Annotated in this window: 15 protein-coding genes; 12 read left to right on the top strand and 3 right to left on the bottom strand. The window is 71.7% G+C overall.

Features of this window, described 5'->3' with window-relative positions; translation table 11 throughout:
• Both BGM09_RS18635 and BGM09_RS18630 read left to right on the top strand, forming a co-directional pair.
• A partial coding sequence (locus tag BGM09_RS18635) for a PucR family transcriptional regulator (protein WP_188282760.1) occupies nt 1–663 on the top strand: 663 nt, incomplete at its 5' end.
• Nucleotides 664–904: 241 nt separating this feature from the next.
• On the top strand, nt 905–1,657 hold the full coding sequence (locus tag BGM09_RS18630; protein ID WP_188282759.1) for a hypothetical protein: 753 nt from the start codon (nt 905–907) through the stop codon (nt 1,655–1,657).
• Between the two features lie 244 nt (nt 1,658–1,901).
• Here BGM09_RS18630 and BGM09_RS18625 read toward each other — a convergent pair whose 3' ends face one another.
• On the bottom strand, nt 1,902–2,732 hold the full coding sequence (locus tag BGM09_RS18625) for a GntR family transcriptional regulator (RefSeq protein ID WP_411158330.1): 831 nt from the start codon (nt 2,730–2,732) through the stop codon (nt 1,902–1,904).
• 271 nt (nt 2,733–3,003) lie between these two features.
• Here BGM09_RS18625 and BGM09_RS18620 point away from each other — a divergent pair, with 271 nt between their 5' ends.
• The 9 genes from BGM09_RS18620 (at nt 3,004) to BGM09_RS18580 (ending at nt 15,020) form a co-directional block, all read left to right on the top strand.
• Nucleotides 3,004–4,038 carry a LacI family DNA-binding transcriptional regulator gene (locus tag BGM09_RS18620; RefSeq protein ID WP_188282757.1) on the top strand — a complete coding sequence of 345 codons (1,035 nt, stop codon included), beginning with the start codon at nt 3,004–3,006 and terminating at the stop codon, nt 4,036–4,038.
• A 148-nt stretch (nt 4,039–4,186) separates the two neighbouring features.
• A complete protein-coding gene (locus BGM09_RS18615; protein ID WP_188282756.1) occupies nt 4,187–6,490 on the top strand; it encodes an endo-1,4-beta-xylanase in 2,304 nt (767 codons plus the stop codon).
• A gap of 4 nt (nt 6,491–6,494) precedes the next feature.
• Complete coding sequence (locus BGM09_RS18610; RefSeq protein ID WP_188282755.1) at nt 6,495–8,018, top strand: ABC transporter substrate-binding protein; 1,524 nt, start codon at nt 6,495–6,497, stop codon at nt 8,016–8,018.
• Nucleotides 8,019–8,136: 118 nt separating this feature from the next.
• Nucleotides 8,137–9,147 (top strand): sugar ABC transporter permease, encoded by a 1,011-nt coding sequence (locus tag BGM09_RS18605; protein WP_317452769.1) that lies wholly within the window; start codon nt 8,137–8,139, stop codon nt 9,145–9,147.
• 14 nt (nt 9,148–9,161) lie between these two features.
• Nucleotides 9,162–10,055, top strand: a complete 894-nt coding sequence (locus tag BGM09_RS18600) for a carbohydrate ABC transporter permease (protein WP_188282754.1) — start codon at nt 9,162–9,164, stop codon at nt 10,053–10,055.
• Between the two features lie 73 nt (nt 10,056–10,128).
• On the top strand, nt 10,129–11,184 hold the full coding sequence (locus BGM09_RS18595; RefSeq protein WP_317452768.1) for a Gfo/Idh/MocA family oxidoreductase: 1,056 nt from the start codon (nt 10,129–10,131) through the stop codon (nt 11,182–11,184).
• Nucleotides 11,181–12,194 (top strand): Gfo/Idh/MocA family protein, encoded by a 1,014-nt coding sequence (locus BGM09_RS18590; RefSeq protein WP_188282753.1) that lies wholly within the window; start codon nt 11,181–11,183, stop codon nt 12,192–12,194. Before BGM09_RS18595 ends, BGM09_RS18590 begins: the two co-directional genes overlap by 4 nt.
• Nucleotides 12,191–14,176, top strand: a complete 1,986-nt coding sequence (locus BGM09_RS18585; RefSeq protein WP_188282752.1) for an MGH1-like glycoside hydrolase domain-containing protein — start codon at nt 12,191–12,193, stop codon at nt 14,174–14,176. Before BGM09_RS18590 ends, BGM09_RS18585 begins: the two co-directional genes overlap by 4 nt.
• Entirely contained in the window at nt 14,169–15,020 is an 852-nt protein-coding gene (locus BGM09_RS18580; RefSeq protein ID WP_188282751.1) for a phytanoyl-CoA dioxygenase family protein, read from the top strand. The genes BGM09_RS18585 and BGM09_RS18580 overlap by 8 nt, the downstream gene beginning before the upstream one ends.
• Before the next feature lie 89 nt (nt 15,021–15,109).
• On the opposite strand, the gene BGM09_RS18575 is transcribed toward BGM09_RS18580, so the two are convergent.
• Complete coding sequence (locus BGM09_RS18575; protein ID WP_188282750.1) at nt 15,110–16,102, bottom strand: LacI family DNA-binding transcriptional regulator; 993 nt, start codon at nt 16,100–16,102, stop codon at nt 15,110–15,112.
• Nucleotides 16,099–17,430 (bottom strand): Gfo/Idh/MocA family protein, encoded by a 1,332-nt coding sequence (locus BGM09_RS18570; protein ID WP_188282749.1) that lies wholly within the window; start codon nt 17,428–17,430, stop codon nt 16,099–16,101. The genes BGM09_RS18575 and BGM09_RS18570 overlap by 4 nt, the downstream gene beginning before the upstream one ends.
• Before the next feature lie 245 nt (nt 17,431–17,675).
• Here BGM09_RS18570 and BGM09_RS18565 point away from each other — a divergent pair, with 245 nt between their 5' ends.
• The gene (locus BGM09_RS18565) at nt 17,676–18,659 is read left to right on the top strand and encodes an acetylxylan esterase (protein ID WP_188282748.1); all 984 of its coding nucleotides are present in this window, start codon (nt 17,676–17,678) and stop codon (nt 18,657–18,659) included.
• Nucleotides 18,660–18,850: the final 191 nt, after the last annotated feature.

Genomic DNA, 18,850 nt, shown 5'->3' with positions numbered 1-18,850 from the left:
CCGGTGGCGCGGGACCTGTTGGAGGAAGTGCTGGTCGACCCGGCGGCGGCCGGGACAGAGGCGGCGGACCGGATCGCGGTGGCGCATCTGGACGACAAGGCGATGGCGCTGGTGCCGCTGCCGCCGCCGGTCCCCGGCGCCCAGGAGGGCGGCGAGGACTCCCCCGCGACCCTGCACGCCGACCGGCTGCTCGACGTGCTGCGCGGCCCGCTCGGCCGCGGGCTGGCCGACGACGGGCGGCTGACCATCGGCGTCAGCGCCGCCGTGCAGTCCGCCGAGGGGCTGCGCGGCGCCCTGGAGGAGGCCAGGCACGCCCGCCGGGTGGCCGCCGCCCGCCCCGGCCGGGTCTGCGTGGCCGGGCACGAGGAGCTGGCCTCCCACGTCCTGCTGCTGCCCTTCGTCCCCGACGACGTGCGCCGCGCCTTCACCGCCCGGCTGCTCGACCCGCTGCGCGCGTACGACCGCAGGCACCGCGCCGACCTCATCCCGACGCTTGAGGCGTTCCTGGAGTGCGACGGCTCGTGGACACGCTGCGCGACCCGGCTGCACCTGCACGTGAACACGCTGCGGTACCGGATAGGACGGATCGAACAGCTGACGGGGCGTGATCTGTCCCGTCTGGAGGACAAGTTGGACTTCTTCCTCGCGCTGCGGATGAGCTGACGGTACGGCGGATGAGCTGACGGTACGGCGGGGCGGACGGCCCGCCGTACGAAGTGGCCGTCGAATCTCCTTCACACGTTCACCTGTTGGACCGTCCGACCTGCCGAACAGGCATTAGTGATCCCGTTCACAAAAGGTGATCTCCAACCTCTTGGCGTGGACCCCCGCGCCATGTTGGACTTCGGCCACTGCACGTAAGCAGGAACTCACACTCGCTCGACGACGCGCTTGGGGAGAGACTGTGGCGGATACCGCCCTGTCGGAATCGGTGGTCGGGGAACCCGACGTATGGCGGCTGCGGGCTCGCGGCTGCTGGGCGGAGGCGGCGACACTGCTCGCGCCGTTCTGCGCCGACCACGCCGGAGCCGCGCTACGGAGGGCGGAACTGCTGGTCGAGGGGTGTTTCTACCACCTCGACGGCTGGTCAGAGGCGGAGGACGCGCTGCGCGCCGCCGAGGCGCTGGCGGGCACCGACGAGGAGCGCGGCGCCGCCGCCTCGGAACGGGGGTACCTCGCGTACGGCGCGACGCTGTTCTCCGTACGCGACCGCGCCGACGAGGCCAGCTCCGCGTTCGGCCGCGCCGCCGCGCTGCTGTCCCCCGCCTCTCCCGGCCGGCCGCTGCTGGACTTCCGGCGCGGGCTGGTCGCCGAGAACATCGCCGCCAATCCGGCTGCCGCCCGCGCCGCCTACCGCCGCGCCCACGCAGGCGCCGTCGCCCACGGAGACGTCTTCCTGACCTCCTTCACCTGGCGCCACCTCGCCGGGCTCGCCGCCGCCGACGGCGAGATCGCCGAGGCGCGGCACGGCTTCACGGAGTCCCTCCGCATCCGGGTCTCCCTCGGGCACCTCGTCGGCACCGCCCCGGCGCTCCTCGCCCTGGCCGATGTCGAGGACGAGCCCGAGGCCGCACGGCTCCGCCTTGAGGCCGCCCGCCTCTACGCCCTCCTGGACGGCGTCCCCACCTGGCTCGCCCCGGCCTTCAAGGCCGCGTAGCCGCCCGCCGCTCGGGGCCTGCTCCCCCACCCCGCACCACGCAAGGGACGGTCGCTCCAGGGGCCGCGAGGAATTGCGCGACAAGATTCGGGGCTCGGCCCCTGCGCCCGCGCCACGCAAGAGACGGCCACCCCAGGGGCGCGAGGAACTGCGCGACAAGCCCCCACCGGGCGGGGTGGCCCGAGAACAACCGAAGCGCCCCTCCGGTACCGGTGGTGCCCTGCGAGAGCGTCTCGCAGCGCCCTCATCCCCGGGCGGAGCCCGAGAAGTGCTCTCTCACCAGAGCCTCGACGGTCTCGACGTCCCCGGCAGCGAGCGCGTCCAGCAGGACACCATGCTCGGTGGCGTCAGCCAGAAGCCCGGCGGGGCCGGAGCGCCCGGTATGCGCCGGCCGCAGGCCGGAAAGCGGCCACTGGGCGCGGCGGTGCAGTTCGTCGGCGACGGAGACGAGCTGGAGGTTGCCCGACAGGCCCAGCATCGCGCGGTGGAAGGCGCGGTCGGACTCGGCGTAGGCGGCCCGGTCGCCGAGTGCGGCGGCGGTCACGGTCGCCTCGGCCAGCGGGCGCAGCGCCTCCCACTGGTCCGCGGTGACGCTGCGGGCGAGGCCGAGGACGACGGGCACCTCCAGCAGGGCGCGGATCTCGGCCAGCTCCGCCAGGTCGCGGGCGCTGCGCTCGGTGATCCGGAAGCCGCGGTTGGGCAGCACCTCGACGGCGCCCTCGCGGGCCAGCAGCTGCATGGCCTCGCGGATGGGCGTGGCGGAGACGCCGTAGCGGCCGGCGAGGGCGGGCGCGGAGTGCACGGTGCCGGGCGGCAGCTCGCCGCTGACCAGCGCGTGCCGCAGCGCTCCGAGCACCTGGTCGCGTACGGACAGCCGCTCGGGCATGCGCCGCGGCGCGGGCAGCCCGGACCGCCCGGCGTGCGGGTGGTCGCCGCGTACCTGCTCGGCGCCCCCGGGTGCGGCTCGTTCCACGCGCGTCCCTCTCCGTGCTCCGCGAGCGTGACCGGCGTCCTGGCCGTGGCCTGTGCCTGGTGACCTGTGCCTGCTGGCTGGTGCCTGGTGACCCGTGACCAGCGCCTGGTGACGCCACTCGGGTGGCGCAGTGCGGTAAGCGTAACCCGCGCCGGTGGTGTCCCCGGCCGCCCGCGCGGTACCCCCTAGGGGTATCAAGTGGAGCGCCGTACGCGCGCCGGTCACCGCCTGCCGGCGGAAATTCCCCGCACCGGATTCTGTGCGACGCATTGACGTTGGACAGGTCCAACGTTAACTTCCAGAACCACGGTTGGACTGGTCCAACGGCCGTATCACACCCCCGCATTGGACCAGTCCAAGAGAAAGGACCGTGATGGCGAAACTGACCATCCGCGATATCGCACGGCTCTCCGGGCTCTCGAAGTCCACGGTCTCCCTGGTGCTGAACGACAGCCCCAAGGTGGACCCGGCGACGCGCCGTCGCGTGCTGGAGGTCATGCGCCACCACAACTACGTCCCCAACTTCGCCGCCACCGCGCTGGCCAAGGGCGACACCGGTCTGATCGGCATGATCGTGCCCGGTCTGACCTGGCGCTTCATGGCCAACATCAACTACGGCGTCGCCAAGGTGGTGGAGGACACCAAGTACGAGATCGTGCTGTTCACCAGCACCAACGAACGGGACTACGACAGCGTCGTGGACCGTATCCTCAGCTCCGGCCTGAGCGCGGGACTGCTGGTCGTCACCCATGACGAGCAGCCGCTCGACCGGCTGGCCGAACTGCACGGGGCGGGCATGCCCATCGTGCTGATCGACACGGTGGGGGCGCGGAACGCGCTGCCCTCCGTGGGCGCGGACAACTACGCGGGCGGCCTCGCCGTCGGCCGCCATCTCATCGGGCTCGGGCACCGGCGGATCGCCTGCATCCTCGGGCCCGTCACCAGCCCTTACGTCAGGGAGCGCCGCCGCGGCCTGCGGGACGCCCTCACCGAGGCCGGGATCACGCCCGACCCGGCGCTCGAGGCCGAGACCGACTTCGAGCACCAGGTCATCAGGGAGCGCACGCGGGAGTTGATGGCACTGCCCGCCGACCGCCGCCCGACCGCGATCTTCGCCTTCCACGACTCGGCGGCGTTCACCTTGCTGGACACGCTGGTGGAGCAGGGGCTGCGGGTGCCCGAAGACGTGTCGGTGATCGGCTTCAACGACATCGACGCCGCCTCGCACGTACGCCCCGCCCTGACCACCATCCGACAGCCCTTCACCGACATGGGCAGGCAGGCGGCCCGGCTGCTGCTGGCCGCCCTGGACCCGGCCGACGACTCCGCGACCGACCAACACCTCATCCTCCCCACCGAGTTGATCGTGCGGGACAGCACGGCAGCCGCTCCGGCGACCGGCCGCTGAATCCCGGCGCCCGCCGCACCTCCCCTTCCCCCTCGTACCTCCCACTCCCCCGACACCCCCCACAGCACCGCCTCGCATTCCGGTGGAGCCGCAGCACGGAGCAGCAAAGCGCCGTGCCCACCATTCCATTCCCCAAAGGGGCTTATCCATGAGGCAATTCAGCCTGCCGAAGAAGACAGGAGTTTGTGTCGCCACACTGTTGCTGGCCGCATTCACGGTGCAGTTCGCACCGTCCGTGGCCCGCGCCGCCGATCCCGTGCAGATCCTGCCCGCGGACCCGCTGCCCGCCTTCACCGAGAGCAAGGGAACCCCCGCCCCGCAGAGCCAGATCGTCCCGGTCACCGGCAACCCCGACTTCACGCAGGCCCTCCAGATCACCACCACGGCGGCTCCGGCGAGCGCCGGCCTCGACGGCGAGTACGAGTTCGCGCTCGGCGCCCCGACCTCCGCCGCGATCAAGACCGACGACGCGGCCGTGATGACCTTCTGGGCCCGTTCGGTCACCCCCGCCGCGGGACAGGACGCCGGGTACGCCACCGCCGTCTTCGAGCGGGACGGCGGCAGCTTCAAGAAGTCCGCGACCGCGCCGCTGCGATTCACCACCGCCTGGACGAAGTTCAGCTATCCGTTCCGGATCGCCGAGGACTACGCGGCCGGTGAGGCGCACTTCCAGTTCTGGCTCGGCTACGGCGCCCAGACCTTCCAGGTCGCCGGTGTCTCCGTGACCGACTGGGGCCAGGGCACCCCGGCCGGTTACCCGACGATCACGTACGCGGGCCGGGACGCGAACGCCGCGTGGCGTACGGCGGCCAACGCCCGTATCGACCAGTACCGCAAGGGCGATCTGACGGTGAACGTCGTGGACGCGGCCGGGCATCCGGTGCCCGGCACCACGGTGAAGGCCGACATGCAGGACCACGCCTTCGGCTTCGGCACGGCCGTGGACGCCGCCACGATGATGGCGAACACCGCCGACGGCCAGAAGTACCGGCAGGCGGTGACCAACGGCGACTTCAACCAGGTCACCTTCGGCAACAACCTCAAGTGGTCGCACTGGGAGAACACCACCGAGCGCGCCGGCATCACGCTGCCGACCCTGAAGTGGGTGCGCGAGCAGGGTCTCGCCTTCCGCGGCCACAACCTCATCTGGCCTTCCTGGGGCAACATGCCCGCCGACGTCCAGGGGCTGGCGGGCGACAAACCCGCGCTGCGGTCCCGTATCGACACCCACATCACGGACGAGGCGAGCACGCTGACCGGCAGCGTCGACGCCTGGGACGTCGTCAACGAGCCGTACTCCGAGCACAACGTGCAGGACGTCATGGGCCCCGACGAGATCAACCGCTGGTACAACCTCGCCAAGCAGGCCGATCCCAAGGCGCGGATGGTCCTCAACGACTACGACCTGCTGGAGGACAACGGCTGGGACAAGCGCCACCAGGACTACTTCTACAACCTGGCCGACCGGATCAAGAGCAACGGTTACCCGCTGGAGGGCATCGGCCTGGAGAGCCACTTCACCGGGCTCCAGCCGACCGCGCCGGAGGACGTCTACGCGCTGCTCAACAAGTACGCGGCGCTCGGACTGCCGCTGGAGGCCACCGAGTTCGACGTCGCGACCACCGACCAGCAGCTCCAGGCGGACTACACCCGCGACTTCCTGACCGTCCTGTTCAGCCACCCCGATGTCACCGCGATCAGCACCTTCGGCATCTGGGAGAAGAACATCTACAACCCGCTGGTGGCGCTCTACAACGCCGACTGGTCGCGCAAGCCCAACGGCCAGGTGTGGCACGACCTGGTGACCAACCAGTGGTGGACCCACGCGACCGGCACCGCGAACAGCGCGGGCGCGTACACCACCCGCGGTTTCCTCGGCGACTACGTGGTGACGGTCACCGCGAACGGCGCCACCGAGAAGGTCCATGTCGACCTGGCGACCAACGCGGGCAGGACGGTCACCGTGGTCGCCGACGGCACCCCCTCGGACGACACCGACCTGCTGGGCAACGGCGACGCGGAGCAGGGCAGCGTCGACTGGTACGGCTTCAGCCCGAGCACGGTGAAGGCGGAGACGACCACCGTCCACGGCGGCAAGGGCGCGGTCCGCTCGGTCGGCCGTACCGCGCAGTGGCAGGGTCCGGCCCAGGGCGTGCAGGTGGCCGGCGGACAGAGCTACACGTCGGGCGCCTGGGTGCGGCTGGCCGGCGGCGGGGTGTCGAGCACCACCGCGCAGATCAAGGTCAAGCTCACTTACACGGACGGCACTTCGGAGTCGGTCCCGCTCGCCACCGGCACGGTGACCACGGGCGGCTGGACCCATCTCGTTTCACCGAGCGCCGTACCCCTGTCCTTCAACAAGCCGCTCGACCACGCCGAATGGTGGGTCAGTACGGCCGCGGGGACCAATGACCTGCTCGTCGACGACGCGTCGCTCAAGAACGGAGCGTAGCCCCATGCCCCCGACCCCCCCGAATCCGCCGATACCTCCGATACCTGCGGGCCGCACCGCCCGCCCGCTCAGCAGACGCGGCTTCCTGACCGCCTCCGCGGCGCTCGGCGCGACCGCGCTCGGCGGCGGCCTGGCCGCCTGCTCCTCCTCGTCCTCCAAGTCCACGCCCGCGGGGACGAGGACCGTGACCCACTGGGACTGGTTCGTCAGCCAGGAACCGTGGGTGAAGAACGAGATCGCGCTCTTCGAGAAGGCCAACCCGAAGATCAGGATCAAGCGCACGGTCCAGGTCAGCGACAAGTACCCGGACCTGATCAACCTGGCGTTCCGCGGAGGCGACGCGCCGGACTTCTTCCAGATCCCGTCCACCCCCGCCTTCCCCGACCAGGTCGCGCAGGGCTGGCTGGAACCGCTGGACAGCCGGGCCACGGCGACCTGGCAGGGCCGCTTCCCCGAGGGCAGCTTCTTCAACGGCGTCGACATGATCGACAACAAGGTCTACAGCGCGCCCTTCGGCGGGGCCGCGCCCTGGCTCCAGCTCTACCTCCACAACGGCCTGTTCAAGCAGGCGGGCATCACCAACCCCGACGGCAGCGTCAAGATCCCGCGCACCTGGGACGACGTGACGCTGGCCGCCGAGGCGATCACGAAGAAGAGCGGCGGCAAGGCGCACGGCATCGGTTTCGGCAACGCGCAGAACGCGACGCTGACCTGGTGGATCGAGCTGTTCGTACGCGGCGCGGGCTCGCCCGCCGGCTACGGCACCGACGGCCCCGACTACCGCACCGGCAAGTGGACCTTCGGCTCCGACCGCAACTACGCCGACTTCCTCACCCTGCTGCTGGAATGGAAGAAGAAGGGCTACATCTACCCGAGCGCGATGAGCATCGGCGACGAGCAGGCGCGGGCGTTCTTCGAGCGCGGCAAGTTCGGGATCACCGTCGGCGGTGTGTGGAACCAGCCGACGTGGGCCGAGCACCACTTCTCCGACTACTCCCTGACAACGCTGCCATCACCGACGGCGACACCGAAGGCGTACTTCTACTACCCGCCGGGCGGCCGGGTGTTCGGCGTCTCGAAGGCCGACACGCTCTCGGACGAGGCGTGGGCCTGGTTCGACCACCTGCACAGCGTCGAGGCGGGGCGCAGGTGGGTGGAGTCCGGGCAGGGCCTGTCGGTGTTCCCCGAGGCCAACGACCAGGCGAAGATCACCTCCCAGCAGTTCCAGGAGTACGTCGACACCCGTAAGTACGCGCTGCCGTGGCCCGTACCGGCGATCCGCAACCCCGAGGTGTCCAAGGTCGTCATGGACGCGGTCAAGCCGGATCTGCCGGACGTGACGGCGGGTCTCTACACCGGTCAGCTCAAGGACATGGGGTCGGCCCTCAGCGCTCTGGAGGACCGCAGGAACAAGGCGCTGGCCGACGGGGTGAAGGCGGCGCGGGCCAAGGGCGCCAAGGTCGGCCTGGAGGACTACGTGTTCAGCGACTGGGACCCGACGAAGCCGTACATCAACAAGCCCGCGTAGGCGCCGCTTTCGCCCGCCCCCTTTCCCCGGGTCTCCCGCTCCTCCCGCTCGCGCCGGGGCCGGGTCCGGGGGCGGGCGGAGCGCCGCGCATCACCCCTACCGAGAACGGAGGTTCACCGTGCCCCTCGTCGACACGGCGCCCAGCCCGCCCGCGCACCGCGGCGGTTCGGAGGCGGCCACCGCCGCGCAACCGCCGAAGGCCCCGCTGCGGACCCGGCTGTGGGCGGCACGGTGGAGCTATCTCTACATCCTGCCGCTGATGGCGCTCCTGCTGACCTTCGTCGTCTACCCGATCTTCGGCTCGCTGGTCTACACGCTCTACCGCTGGAACGGCATCGGCGCGCCGTCCGACTTCGTCGGCCTCGACAACTTCCGGCAGATCGCGCACGACTCGATCTTCTGGGACTCCGTCGCGCACACCTTCGTCTACGCGATCGTCGTCGTCCCGGTGCAGCTCGTCATCGCGCTGGGCCTCGCGCTGGTCCTCAACAACAAGAAGCTGCGCTTCTCCGCCTTCTACCGCACGCTCTTCTTCCTGCCGGTGGTGACCTCACCCGCCGTCGTGGGCGTCGTCGTCCAGCTCATGCTCTCCAACTTCGGTGACACGCTGAACAGTTGGCTGCTGGACATCCATCTGATCGACACCCCGGTGGACTGGCTGGGCAATCCGAGGATCGCGATGGGGATCATCATCCTCGTCGGCATCTGGCAGACCCTCGGCTACAACCTGGTCTACTTCCTCGCCGGGCTCCAGACCATCCCGGAGGAGATCAACGAGGCCGCGAGGATCGACGGCGCGGGGCGGATCAAGGCGTTCCTCCACATCACCGTGCCGATGCTGCGCTCGGTCGGCCTGATGATCGTGATCCTGGCCTTCATCGGCTCGTTCCAGATCTTCGACCTCGTGCAGGTGCTCACCAACGGCGGGCCGTACTTCGGCACCGAGGTCGTCAACACCTACATCTACCACCTGGCGTTCGGCGGCAACCAGGCCGCCGCCACCCAGCCGAACGTGGGTCTCGCGTCGGCCGCCTCCTTCTTCTACGGCCTGCTGCTCATCGGCTTCTCGGTGCTCCAGGTGCTCATCTTCCGCTCGATCGCCAAGCGCCGCGCCGCCGGGCGCGGGTGAAGGAGGACACCCGCATGGCACTGCTCACCACACGACGCCCCGCCGCGCCGCGGCCCGCCAACCGGCGGCTCGCCGCCAACGCCCGCCGTACCGCGGGCCGTTCGGTCACCCACATCCTGCTGCTCGCGGGCGGCCTGATCTGGCTCTTCCCGTTCCTGTGGACGCTCGGCAGCTCCTTCAAGAGCGCCGACGGGTTCTTCAGCCAGGGCCTGAACCCCATCCCCAAGCACGTGCTGGTCTCCAACTACTCCAGCGCCTGGAAAGAGGCGTCCTTCGAGAAGTACTTCGTCAACACCGTGCTGGTCGCGGGCGGCGCCGTCCTGCTCACGCTGGCCGCGACCTCCATGGCCGGATACGTGCTGGCCCGCACCGACTTCCCCGGCCGCAAAGCGGTGATCGGACTGATCTCGGTCACCCTGTTCCTGCCGCACGGCTACACGATCATCCCGATCTTCGACATCGTGCGCGGGCTGCACCTGCTCAACACCCTGTGGGCGGTGATCATCGTCCAGTCCTCCAGCAGCCTGGTCTTCGCCACCTTCCTGTTCATGGGCTACTTCTCCACCATGGACCGGGAGATCGAGGACGCGGCCCGGGTGGACGGCGCGAGCTTCCACCAGACCTTCTGGCGCGTGATGCTCCCGCTGTCCGGGCCGATGCTCGCCACCGTCGGGCTGTTCACCTGCATCACCGCGTGGAACAGCTTCTTCATCCCGCTGGTCTTCACGCTCTCCAAGCCGGAACTGCACACCCTGCCGGTGGGGATGTACTCCTTCCTCGGCCAGAACTCCACCGACTGGACGTTCCTGTGCGCCGGTTCGGTGATCTCCCTGCTCCCGATCGTCGTCATCTTCCTGCTGTTGCAGCGCTACTTCGTCAACGGTCTGGCCGGCGCCGTCAAGGGCTGACCGGCCCGGCCGGACACGATCCGAACAGCCGTACGCGATCCGACAGATGTCACCCGTCCGGAAAGGACACCAAGTGCCTCTGCGCATTGCCATGTTGAGTTTCTGGCACGTCCACGCACGCGACTACGCCCGGCAGGCGGCCGAGCACCCCGGCACCGAGATCGTCGCGGTCTGGGACGAGGACGCCGAGCGGGGTCGGGACCGGGCCGCCGAACTGGGCGCCGACTTCCACCCGGACCTGGCCGGGGTGCTGGCCCGCGCCGATGTGGACGCGGTGGTCGTGACCACGCCCACCACCGCGCACCGCGAGGTGATCACAGCGGCGGCCGGGGCGGGCAAGCACGTCTTCACCGAGAAGGTGCTGGCCCCCACCCGGGCCGAGTGCGAGCCGATCGTGGCCGCGGCGCGCAAGGCGGGCACGGTGCTGATGCTCGCGCTCCCCCGGCTCTACGACGGATACACCCTGGCGATCAGGGACCTGCTGGCCGAGGGCGCCCTGGGCGACCTCACGTCCGTACGGATCAGGCTCGCGCACGACGGCGCGCTCGGCCGCGTTTCACCACGCGGCCGAGACCAGGGCTGGCTGCCCGAGCACTTCTACGACCCGGCGCAGACGGCGGGCGGCGCGCTGATCGACCTCGGCTGCCACCCGATGTACCTGGCGCGGCTGTTCGTGGGCCGGATGCCGGAGTCGGTGACCGCGTCCTTCGGGTACGTGACCGGCCGCGCCGTCGATGACAACGCTGTCGCCGTGCTGCGCTGGTCCGATGGCGCGCTCGGTGTCGTCGAGGCCGGATTCGCCGCCGCGCGCTCGCCGTTCAGCGTCGAACTGCACGGTACGCGCGGCAGCGCGCTGTACGGCACGCCCGAGGAGCGGCTGCTGGTGAACACCGACGGGCAGTGGCGCGAGCGCGCGGTGCCGCCGCGCTCCGGCACGCCCTTCGAGCACTTCGTCCGCCATGTCGCCGAGGGCACCAGGCCCGAGGAGAACCTGGCGATCGGCCTCGACCTGACGCGGCTGATGGAAGCCGCCACGCACGCCGCGCAGGCCGTGCACACCGCGCAGGCCGTCCTTACCACCCGCACCACGCCCGGCACCACCGTCGCCCTGGAGGGGAGCACGACATGACCGTCGCCGTAGGGATCATCGGCTGCGGGAACATCTCCCGCGCGCACGTCCGCGGCCATCTGGCCGTACCCGAGCAGGCCAGGATCGCCGCCGTGGCCGACGTGGACGCCGCCGTCGCGGCCGAGCGGGCCGAACAGGCGGGCGGCGCACGGGTGTTCACCGACTACCGGGCGATGCTGGACGACGGCGGCGTGGACGCCGTCGACATCTGCCTGCCGCATCATCTGCACGCCGACGCGATCATCGCCGCGGCCGAGGCGGGCAAGCACATCCTGTGCGAGAAGCCGCTGTGCCTGACCGTCGAGGAGGCGGAGCGGATCGCGGACGCGGTGCGCGCCGCGGGCGTCACCCTGATGTGCGCGCACAACCAGCTCATGATGCCCGCCGTGGCCCGCGCCAAGGAGCTGATCGACAGCGGCGGGCTGGGCCGGGTGTACGAACTGCACACCGCCGACAGCTTCTTCAACGACTTCGACCCCGCCTCGATGGGCTGGCGGGCGCACGCCGAGACCAGCGGCGGCGGCGAACTGATCGACACCGGCTACCACCCGGCGTATCTGCTGCTGCACCTCGCGGGCAGCCGTCCCGTCGAGGTGACCGCGATGCTGAGCACGCACCGGCTGACGTTCATGGAGGGCGAGGACTCCGCGCGGGTGCTGGTGCGTTTCGAGGGCGGCGCGGTCGGCGAGATCGTGACGAGCTGGGCGTACGACCCGGCGCCGTACACCGACACGTTCTCGGTGGTCGGCGAGCGCGGCAGCCTGTGGAGTGACGGTACGACGCTGCACCACCGGCCGCGCGGCGGGGAGTTGGCGACCACGCGATTCCCGCGCCTGGACTCGGTGCCCGCGGTCTGCGCGGACTTCACGGCCCGGATCCGGGACGGGGTGCGGCCGGTGCACACCGAGGACGAGGGCACCGACGTGCTCAAGGTGATCCTCGCGGCGTACGCCTCGGCGCGGGACAAGCGCACGGTCGCGCTGGCCGGACTCCAGGGGAGCGGCCGGTGACGGGCTACGCGGGCGCCGACTTCGCGTTCGACCTGCGGCGGAGCGTCGCGGAGACGCTGTGGACCACCAGTGGCTGGTCCACGGCGGCGCTCACGCCGGGCACGGTCTGCGGGGTCGGCGCCTGCTACGCCCCGCCGCACGCGGCGCCGCAGGCGGGGCTCCGCGTCGCCTTCGAGGCCGACGGCGAGCGCGTCGAGGACAACGCGGTTCCCGGTATCGCGGGCGGCGGCCTGCTGCTGGCGGGCGGCACCTGGCAGGTGGACGGCATCGAGCGGCACGGCACCTACCACCGCAGGGACGCCGCCGGACGCCTGGTGTCGCTGCGGGTGCGCAGCACCCTGACGCCGCTGTACGGGCAGCCCGGCTACGCGCTGCTGATCCACGTCCGCAACCGGGGCGAACGCGCGCTGGAGCTACGGCTGTTGCCCGAGCTGACCTCGGGTCCGGTGGGCCGGGTGCCGCTCGGCGACTGGGGCTGGATGCCGCCGCTGCCGGAGCTGGCGGGCCGCACGCGCGCGGAACTCGTCCACGAGGGGCTTGAGTTGAGCCTCGGTCCGGGCGGCGAGGGCGAGTTCGCGCTGGCCGTACGGATCGGCGAGGGCCTGTCCTACGGGTCACCGCGCGCGTGGGCGCTGGAGTCGCGGCGGCGTACGGCGGCCCGTACGGCGGACGCCCTGGCGCGGGTGCCGCGGCTGGTCACCGACGTCCCGGGCCTCGACGCGTACTACCGGCGCTCACTGGCCAGCGGCCTGGTCTGTCTGTGGGACAACCCGGCCTTCGCCACCTCGCCGTTCGTGGCGACCTCCGGCATCGACGGCGGCGCGCTGTGCGCGTACGCGTGGGACACCGGTGGCTACGCGCCGCACACACTGGCCCTGATGCTCGGCGGCGCGGCGGGCGACGTCCTGGAGACGATGGTCAAGGCCGATCTGACGGACCATTACGCCGTCGCGCCCGACGGCACCGGTACCGGTGTCGCGTACGCCTACAGCGGCTGGTCGCTGGTGATGCTGGCGCACGCGGCGGCCTGCCACGACGGCCTGGATCCGGGGCTGTTGACGCGGCTGTACGAGACGGAGTCGCAACTGGCCGACCGCTTCCCCGCGGTGGGTCACCTGCGCGACTACGGCTCGCAGCACAATCTGCTGGAGATGCGCGGTTCGGGCTGGGAGCACGTGGTCGCCAGCCCCAACGCCGAACGCGCGTGGAGCCTGGACCTGTTGGCGGATCTCGCGGAGGCCACCGGCGCCGCGCTGCCGGTGGCGGCGCTGCGTACGGAGGCGGGCCGGATCCTGCAGGCGGTCGGCTCCGAGCTGTGGGACGCGCGGGCCGGCTGGTTCCGCAGCCTGTACCCGGACGGCCACAGCGAACTGGCCTACTCCGTCCAGGCGTTCGACGCGCTGCGGGCCGGGGCCTGCACCCCGGAGATGGCGACGGCCCTGCTGTCGCACCTGCGCGACGGCGCGTTCCTCGGCCCGTACGGCGTCAGCAGCGTCTCGGCCGAGGACGGCCCGCACTACGAACTGGGCGACGTCGACTGGTCGGGCGGCGGCGCGTACACCGGGGAGGCGCCGCAGCTCGCGCAGACGCTGTGGGAGCGCGGCGAGGACCGTACGGCCTGGGACGTGCTGTCCCGGGTGCTGTGGCTGGGCGAGCACTTCCCGTACTACCCGCAGGACCACTACTGCGACCGGCCGGCCGCGCCGCCGCGGGGCCGCCGCGCCAATGTCGTCGCCGGGCTGACCGGCGCGGAGGCGGTGCTCACCGGTCTCGTGGGCCTGCGCCCGCGCCCGGACGGCGCGCTGGACTGGGCGCCGCCCGCCTGGCTGCCGGGCGCGGTCGAACTGCGGGGGCTGCGCTACCGGGGACACGAGATCGACCTGCGGCTGGAGGCGGGCCGCCGCACGGCGGCCGTGGACGGCCGCGAGCAGCAGGCCGGGACGACCGGCGACACGCGCATCCTGGAGGGACCCGATGAGTGAGACAGGCACGGACGAAGACCCGGACACCGGCACGGGCCTGGGCTCGGACACGGGCGCGGGCGCGGACACGGGCGCGGACACTGGCGCCGACGTGCGCGGACGCTTCGAGACCGACGGTTACGCGATCTTCAGGGGCGTCCTGGACCCGGAGCTGATCGCGGAGGCGGCGGGCCATGTCGACTGGCTGCGGCAGCGCCACCCCGGGCTGCGGCCCGAGCAGCTCGGCCACACGCTGATGCGCGACGACCCGTTCTGGGTGCGGCTGGTCTCCGACCAACGGCTGCTGGACATCGCCGAGTTGTTCATCGGCCCGGACATCGCGCTCTTCGCGTCGCACTACATCAGCAAGCCGCCGTACTCCGGGCAGGCGGTGCTGTGGCACCAGGACGCGGCCTTCTGGCCGCTGGAGCCGATGCGGGTGGTGACGCTGTGGCTGGCCGTCGACCACTCCACGCCCGAGAACGGCTGCGTACGCCTGGTGCCGGGGAGCCACCGCGGCGAGATCGCCGGGACGCGGGTCAACACGGCGGTCGACAATGTGCTGGGCGAGGAGATCGCCGTCGAGGTCGATGAGTCGGCGGCCGTCGACATGGTGCTGGCGCCCGGTGACGTGGAGGTGCACCACCCGGCGATCGTGCACGGCAGCGCCGCCAACACCTCGCCGCACCGCCGTTGCGGGCTGACGATCCGTTACATCCCGGCGTCGACCCGGATCACCGCACCGGAGCAGCCGTATCCCAGCGCCTTCCACCTGCGCGGCGCGCCGGGCGTCAACGTCTGCCAGCCGGTGCCGCGTTACGACCCCGACCGGCACTACCCGTTCAGGGGCGCGGGCGTGAGCTGAGCGGCGGCCCCTGTGACGCCGTCGGGCCGGTGCGGCCGACCGCACCGGCCCGGCGGTGCCACGGGGGCCGCCGCGAAGAAGGGCGCGGCTCAGGCGGGACCCGCCGGAGCGCGGCCGGTCGAGGCCCGCACGGTCAGCCCGGTGGGCAGGGCGACCGAGCGGACCGGCCCTTCGGGCTCGGCGATCCGGGCCAGCAGCAGGTCCACGCCGTTCGCGCCCATCCGGTCGATGGGCACATGCACGGCGGTGAGTGCCGGGTGGATCGTGCGGGCCATGAAGGTGTCGTCCACCGTCACGAGGCTGAAGTCCCCCGGCACACCGCGCCCTTGACGGGAGAAGCCGCAGGCGACGCCGTGCGCCACCATCTCGTTGTGCGCGATGACGGCGGTGGCGCCGCTGGTCGGCACGAGGTCGGCGGCGGCCATCCCGTTGTCGAAGGTGAGGTCGAACGGGCCCAGATGCTCGACCAGTTGGACGTCGAATTCCTCGCACGCCGCCAGCACGGGTCCCCGGAAGCCGGGTTCACGGGCGGTCCTGGTGCCGTTGACGTAGACGATCCTGCGATGGCCGAGCGCCGCGAGGTGGCGCACGGCCTGCCGCATGCCGGTGGGCAGTTCGGCGTACGCGCTGTCGATCTCCGGCGCTTGCAGGCCGATCAGGGCGACCGGACCGGCGTCGGCGAGCGCCCGCAGGGTCTCCTGCGCCATGCGCGGACCTGCCAGCAGCAGCCCGTCGGTCTGCCGGGCCATCGCCTTGGCGATGTCGTACGCCTCGTCCGGCGCGTCACCGGTCTCGGCGAGGAACAGGGCGCGGTCCTCGGCCCGCGCCCGCCGTTGCACGGACTTGATGATCTCCGCGAAGTACGGGTTCACCACGTCGGGGACCAGCAGCCCGAGCGTGCCCGTACGGCCCCTGGCCAGCGAACTGGCGGTGCGGTTGGGGCTGAAGTCCAGCCGCCGCGCGACGGCCAGCACGCGCTCTCGGGTGTCGGCGCGTACGGTCTGCGGCAGGCTGAACGCGCGCGAGACGGTGGACGCGGACACCCCCGCCTCGCGCGCGACGTCGGCCATGGTCGCGGTCACGGGACGCGGACCGCCTCCGCCGGGAGGTCGACCACGTCCGCGATGTCCACGGCATCGCCGCTGCCGAAGGAGGTGTTCGCCGCGAGACCGACGGCCAGCGCGAGCGCGCCGTCCACGGCCGTCGCGGCCGGTCCCGGCTCGCCGTCGTACAGCGTGCGCAGCATCCGCGCGTCGCCGCCGCCGTGGCCCGCGTGGTCGAATTCCGGGATCTCCAGCTCGCGCGGCGGCTCCCACAGCGGGCGCAGCAGCAGGTGCGCGCCGCCCGCGTTGTCCAGCGCCGCGTCACCGTGCACCGCGCCCTTGGCGGACGACAGCCGGGCGCGCGGTTCCTGCCACCGGCTCTCGACCACTTCGAGCTCCAGCCGTCCGCCGGTGCCGTTGAACATCACCCGGTAGCCCTCCCAGGGCGCGTACGCGGTCAGGTGGTACGACATCGACGCGCCGGAGTCGTACCGCGCGAGCACGGCCATGTCGTCCTCGATGGTGATGCCGTCGCCGAAGACGTTGCGGTCGCGGTGGTAGCCGTCCACGCCCTCGGCGTCGAGGTAGAGCGAGCGCAGGCCGTCGTTCTGGTCCAGGTGCAGGGCGAAGGGGTCGTCGGCGGCCGCAGCGGAGCCGTGCGCGCGTTCGTAGTCGCGGCGGTTGCCGTGCCGATCGCCGTTCTCCCGCCCGTAGAAGGCGAGTCGGCCCGCGCCGTAGACGCGGCGCGGGCGGGCGCCGAGCCACCAGTTGACGAGGTCGAAGTGGTGGCCCGCCTTGTGCACCATCAGGCCGCCGCTGTTGGCCTTCTCGCGGTGCCAGCGGCGGAAGTAGTCGGCGCCGTGCCGTACGTCGAGCAGCCACTCGAAGTGCACCGAGACGACCTCGCCGATCGCGCCCGCGGCCAGTTCGTTCCTGACCCGCTCGTGCACCGGGTTGAAGCGGTAGTTGAAGGCGACGGCCAGCGGCGCTCCGGTCTCCGCGACGGTGTCGAGGATGCGGCGGCAGCGGTCCGCGTCCGTCGTCATCGGCTTCTCGGTCACCACCCGGCACCCGGCGCGCAGCGCGGCCACGATGTACGCGTCGTGCGTGGCGTCGACCGTGGTGACGACGACCTCCTCGATGCCCTCGGCGTGCAGCATCTTCTCGAAGTCGTCGGGCGCGTACGTGCGGGCCTCGGGGCGCCCGGCGGCGGTGAGCAGCCGGTTGTGGTGGGCCATCCGCACCGGATTGCGGTCGCAGAGCGCCGCGACCTCCAGATGGGGACGGCGGGCCAGCCCCTCGGTGAACAACTGCGCGCGGTGGCCGGTGCCGACGACGGCGGCTCTCTTCCTTTGCATGGCAGTCATGCCTCACCTCCGGGATGAAGGCTTGCACGCGCTTGCAGAGCGGTCAATACAGCGGACACGGGCGTGAGTTGACGCGATGGGTGCGAGCGCTTGCAGAAGAGCGGTCCCGCGAGGGACGATTCCGGTCGGACCTCTCCCCCCGGTCCCCGCGCTCCACCCGCCCGCAGCTCCCCCACGGCGTGCGGTCTCGTTTATTTTTGTGCGATCTTGTTTGCTCTCGGTTCGCTCTCGCCTATGGAGTCCGCATGGCCCTGTTCGATCTGCCCCTCGAAGAACTGCGCTCGTACCGGCCCGAGCGCCACGAGCCCGACGACTTCGACGCCTTCTGGAAACGCACGCTCGACGAGGCGGCGCGGTCGGCTCCCGACGCCGAATTCCTGCCCGTCGACGCCACGTTGACAGCCGTCGACGTCTTCGACGCGACCTTCTCCGGCTGGGGCGGCCACCCGATATCCGCCTGGCTGGTCGTGCCGCGCGGCGCGGAGGGCCCCGTGCCGTGCGTGGTGCAGTACATCGGATACGGCGGCGGGCGCGGTCTGCCGCACGACCATCTGGTGTGGGCCGCCGCCGGCCGGGCCGCGCTCGTGGTGGACACCCGCGGCCAGGGCGCGGCGGGCCGCAACAGCGCGGGCTCGACGCCGGACCCGCACGGCGGCGGCAACCCGCAGGCCCCCGGTTTCATGACCCGCGGCATCCTGGACCCCGAGGCGTACTACTACCGCCGCGTCTTCACCGACGCCGTCCGCGCGGTGGACGTGGCGGCGGCCCATCCCGCCGTCGACGCCGAGCGGGTGTACGTGGCCGGCGGCAGCCAGGGCGGCGGCATCGCGACCGCCGTCGCCGGACTGCACCCGGGGGTCGCCGCGGCGCTGATCGACGTACCCTTCCTGTCGCACTTCCGGCGCGCGCTGACCATCACCGACCGGGACCCGTACCAGGAGATCGTGCTGTTCCTCGCGACCCAACGCGGCACGGACGAAGACGTGTTCACGACCCTCTCGTACTTCGACGGCCTCAACTTCGCCGCCCGTGCGACGGCGCCGGTGCTGTACTCGGTGGCCCTCATGGACCAGGTCTGCCCGCCGTCGACGGTCTTCGCCTCGTACAACCACTGGTCGGGCCCCACGAAGGACATCAGCGTCTACCCCTGGAACGGCCACGAGGGCGGCTCCGCCGAGCACCGCACCACCCAGCTCCACTGGCTCCGCACCCTGGAGGCCCAGCAGTAGCGAACCGAAGCGACCAGGCCCGAGGCGGTCATCACGGCGGCGGGCCAGGGCCCGTCGGCACGCACGGGTGACGGGACCGACCCGTCGGCGCGTCCCGGGGCGGCGCGGATCGGCACCGGACGGGGGCCGCGACCGGGAGACGGCCGGGGCCGGTCGGCACGTACGGGTGACGCGGCCGACCCGTCGGCGCA

This window comes from Streptomyces sp. CBMA29 (genome assembly GCF_014596445.1).
In the GTDB taxonomy this organism is placed as follows: Bacteria; Actinomycetota; Actinomycetes; order Streptomycetales; family Streptomycetaceae; genus Actinacidiphila.
The sequence above is the reverse complement of the archived record's forward strand: the minus strand, read 5'-3'. Positions and strand labels throughout refer to the sequence as shown.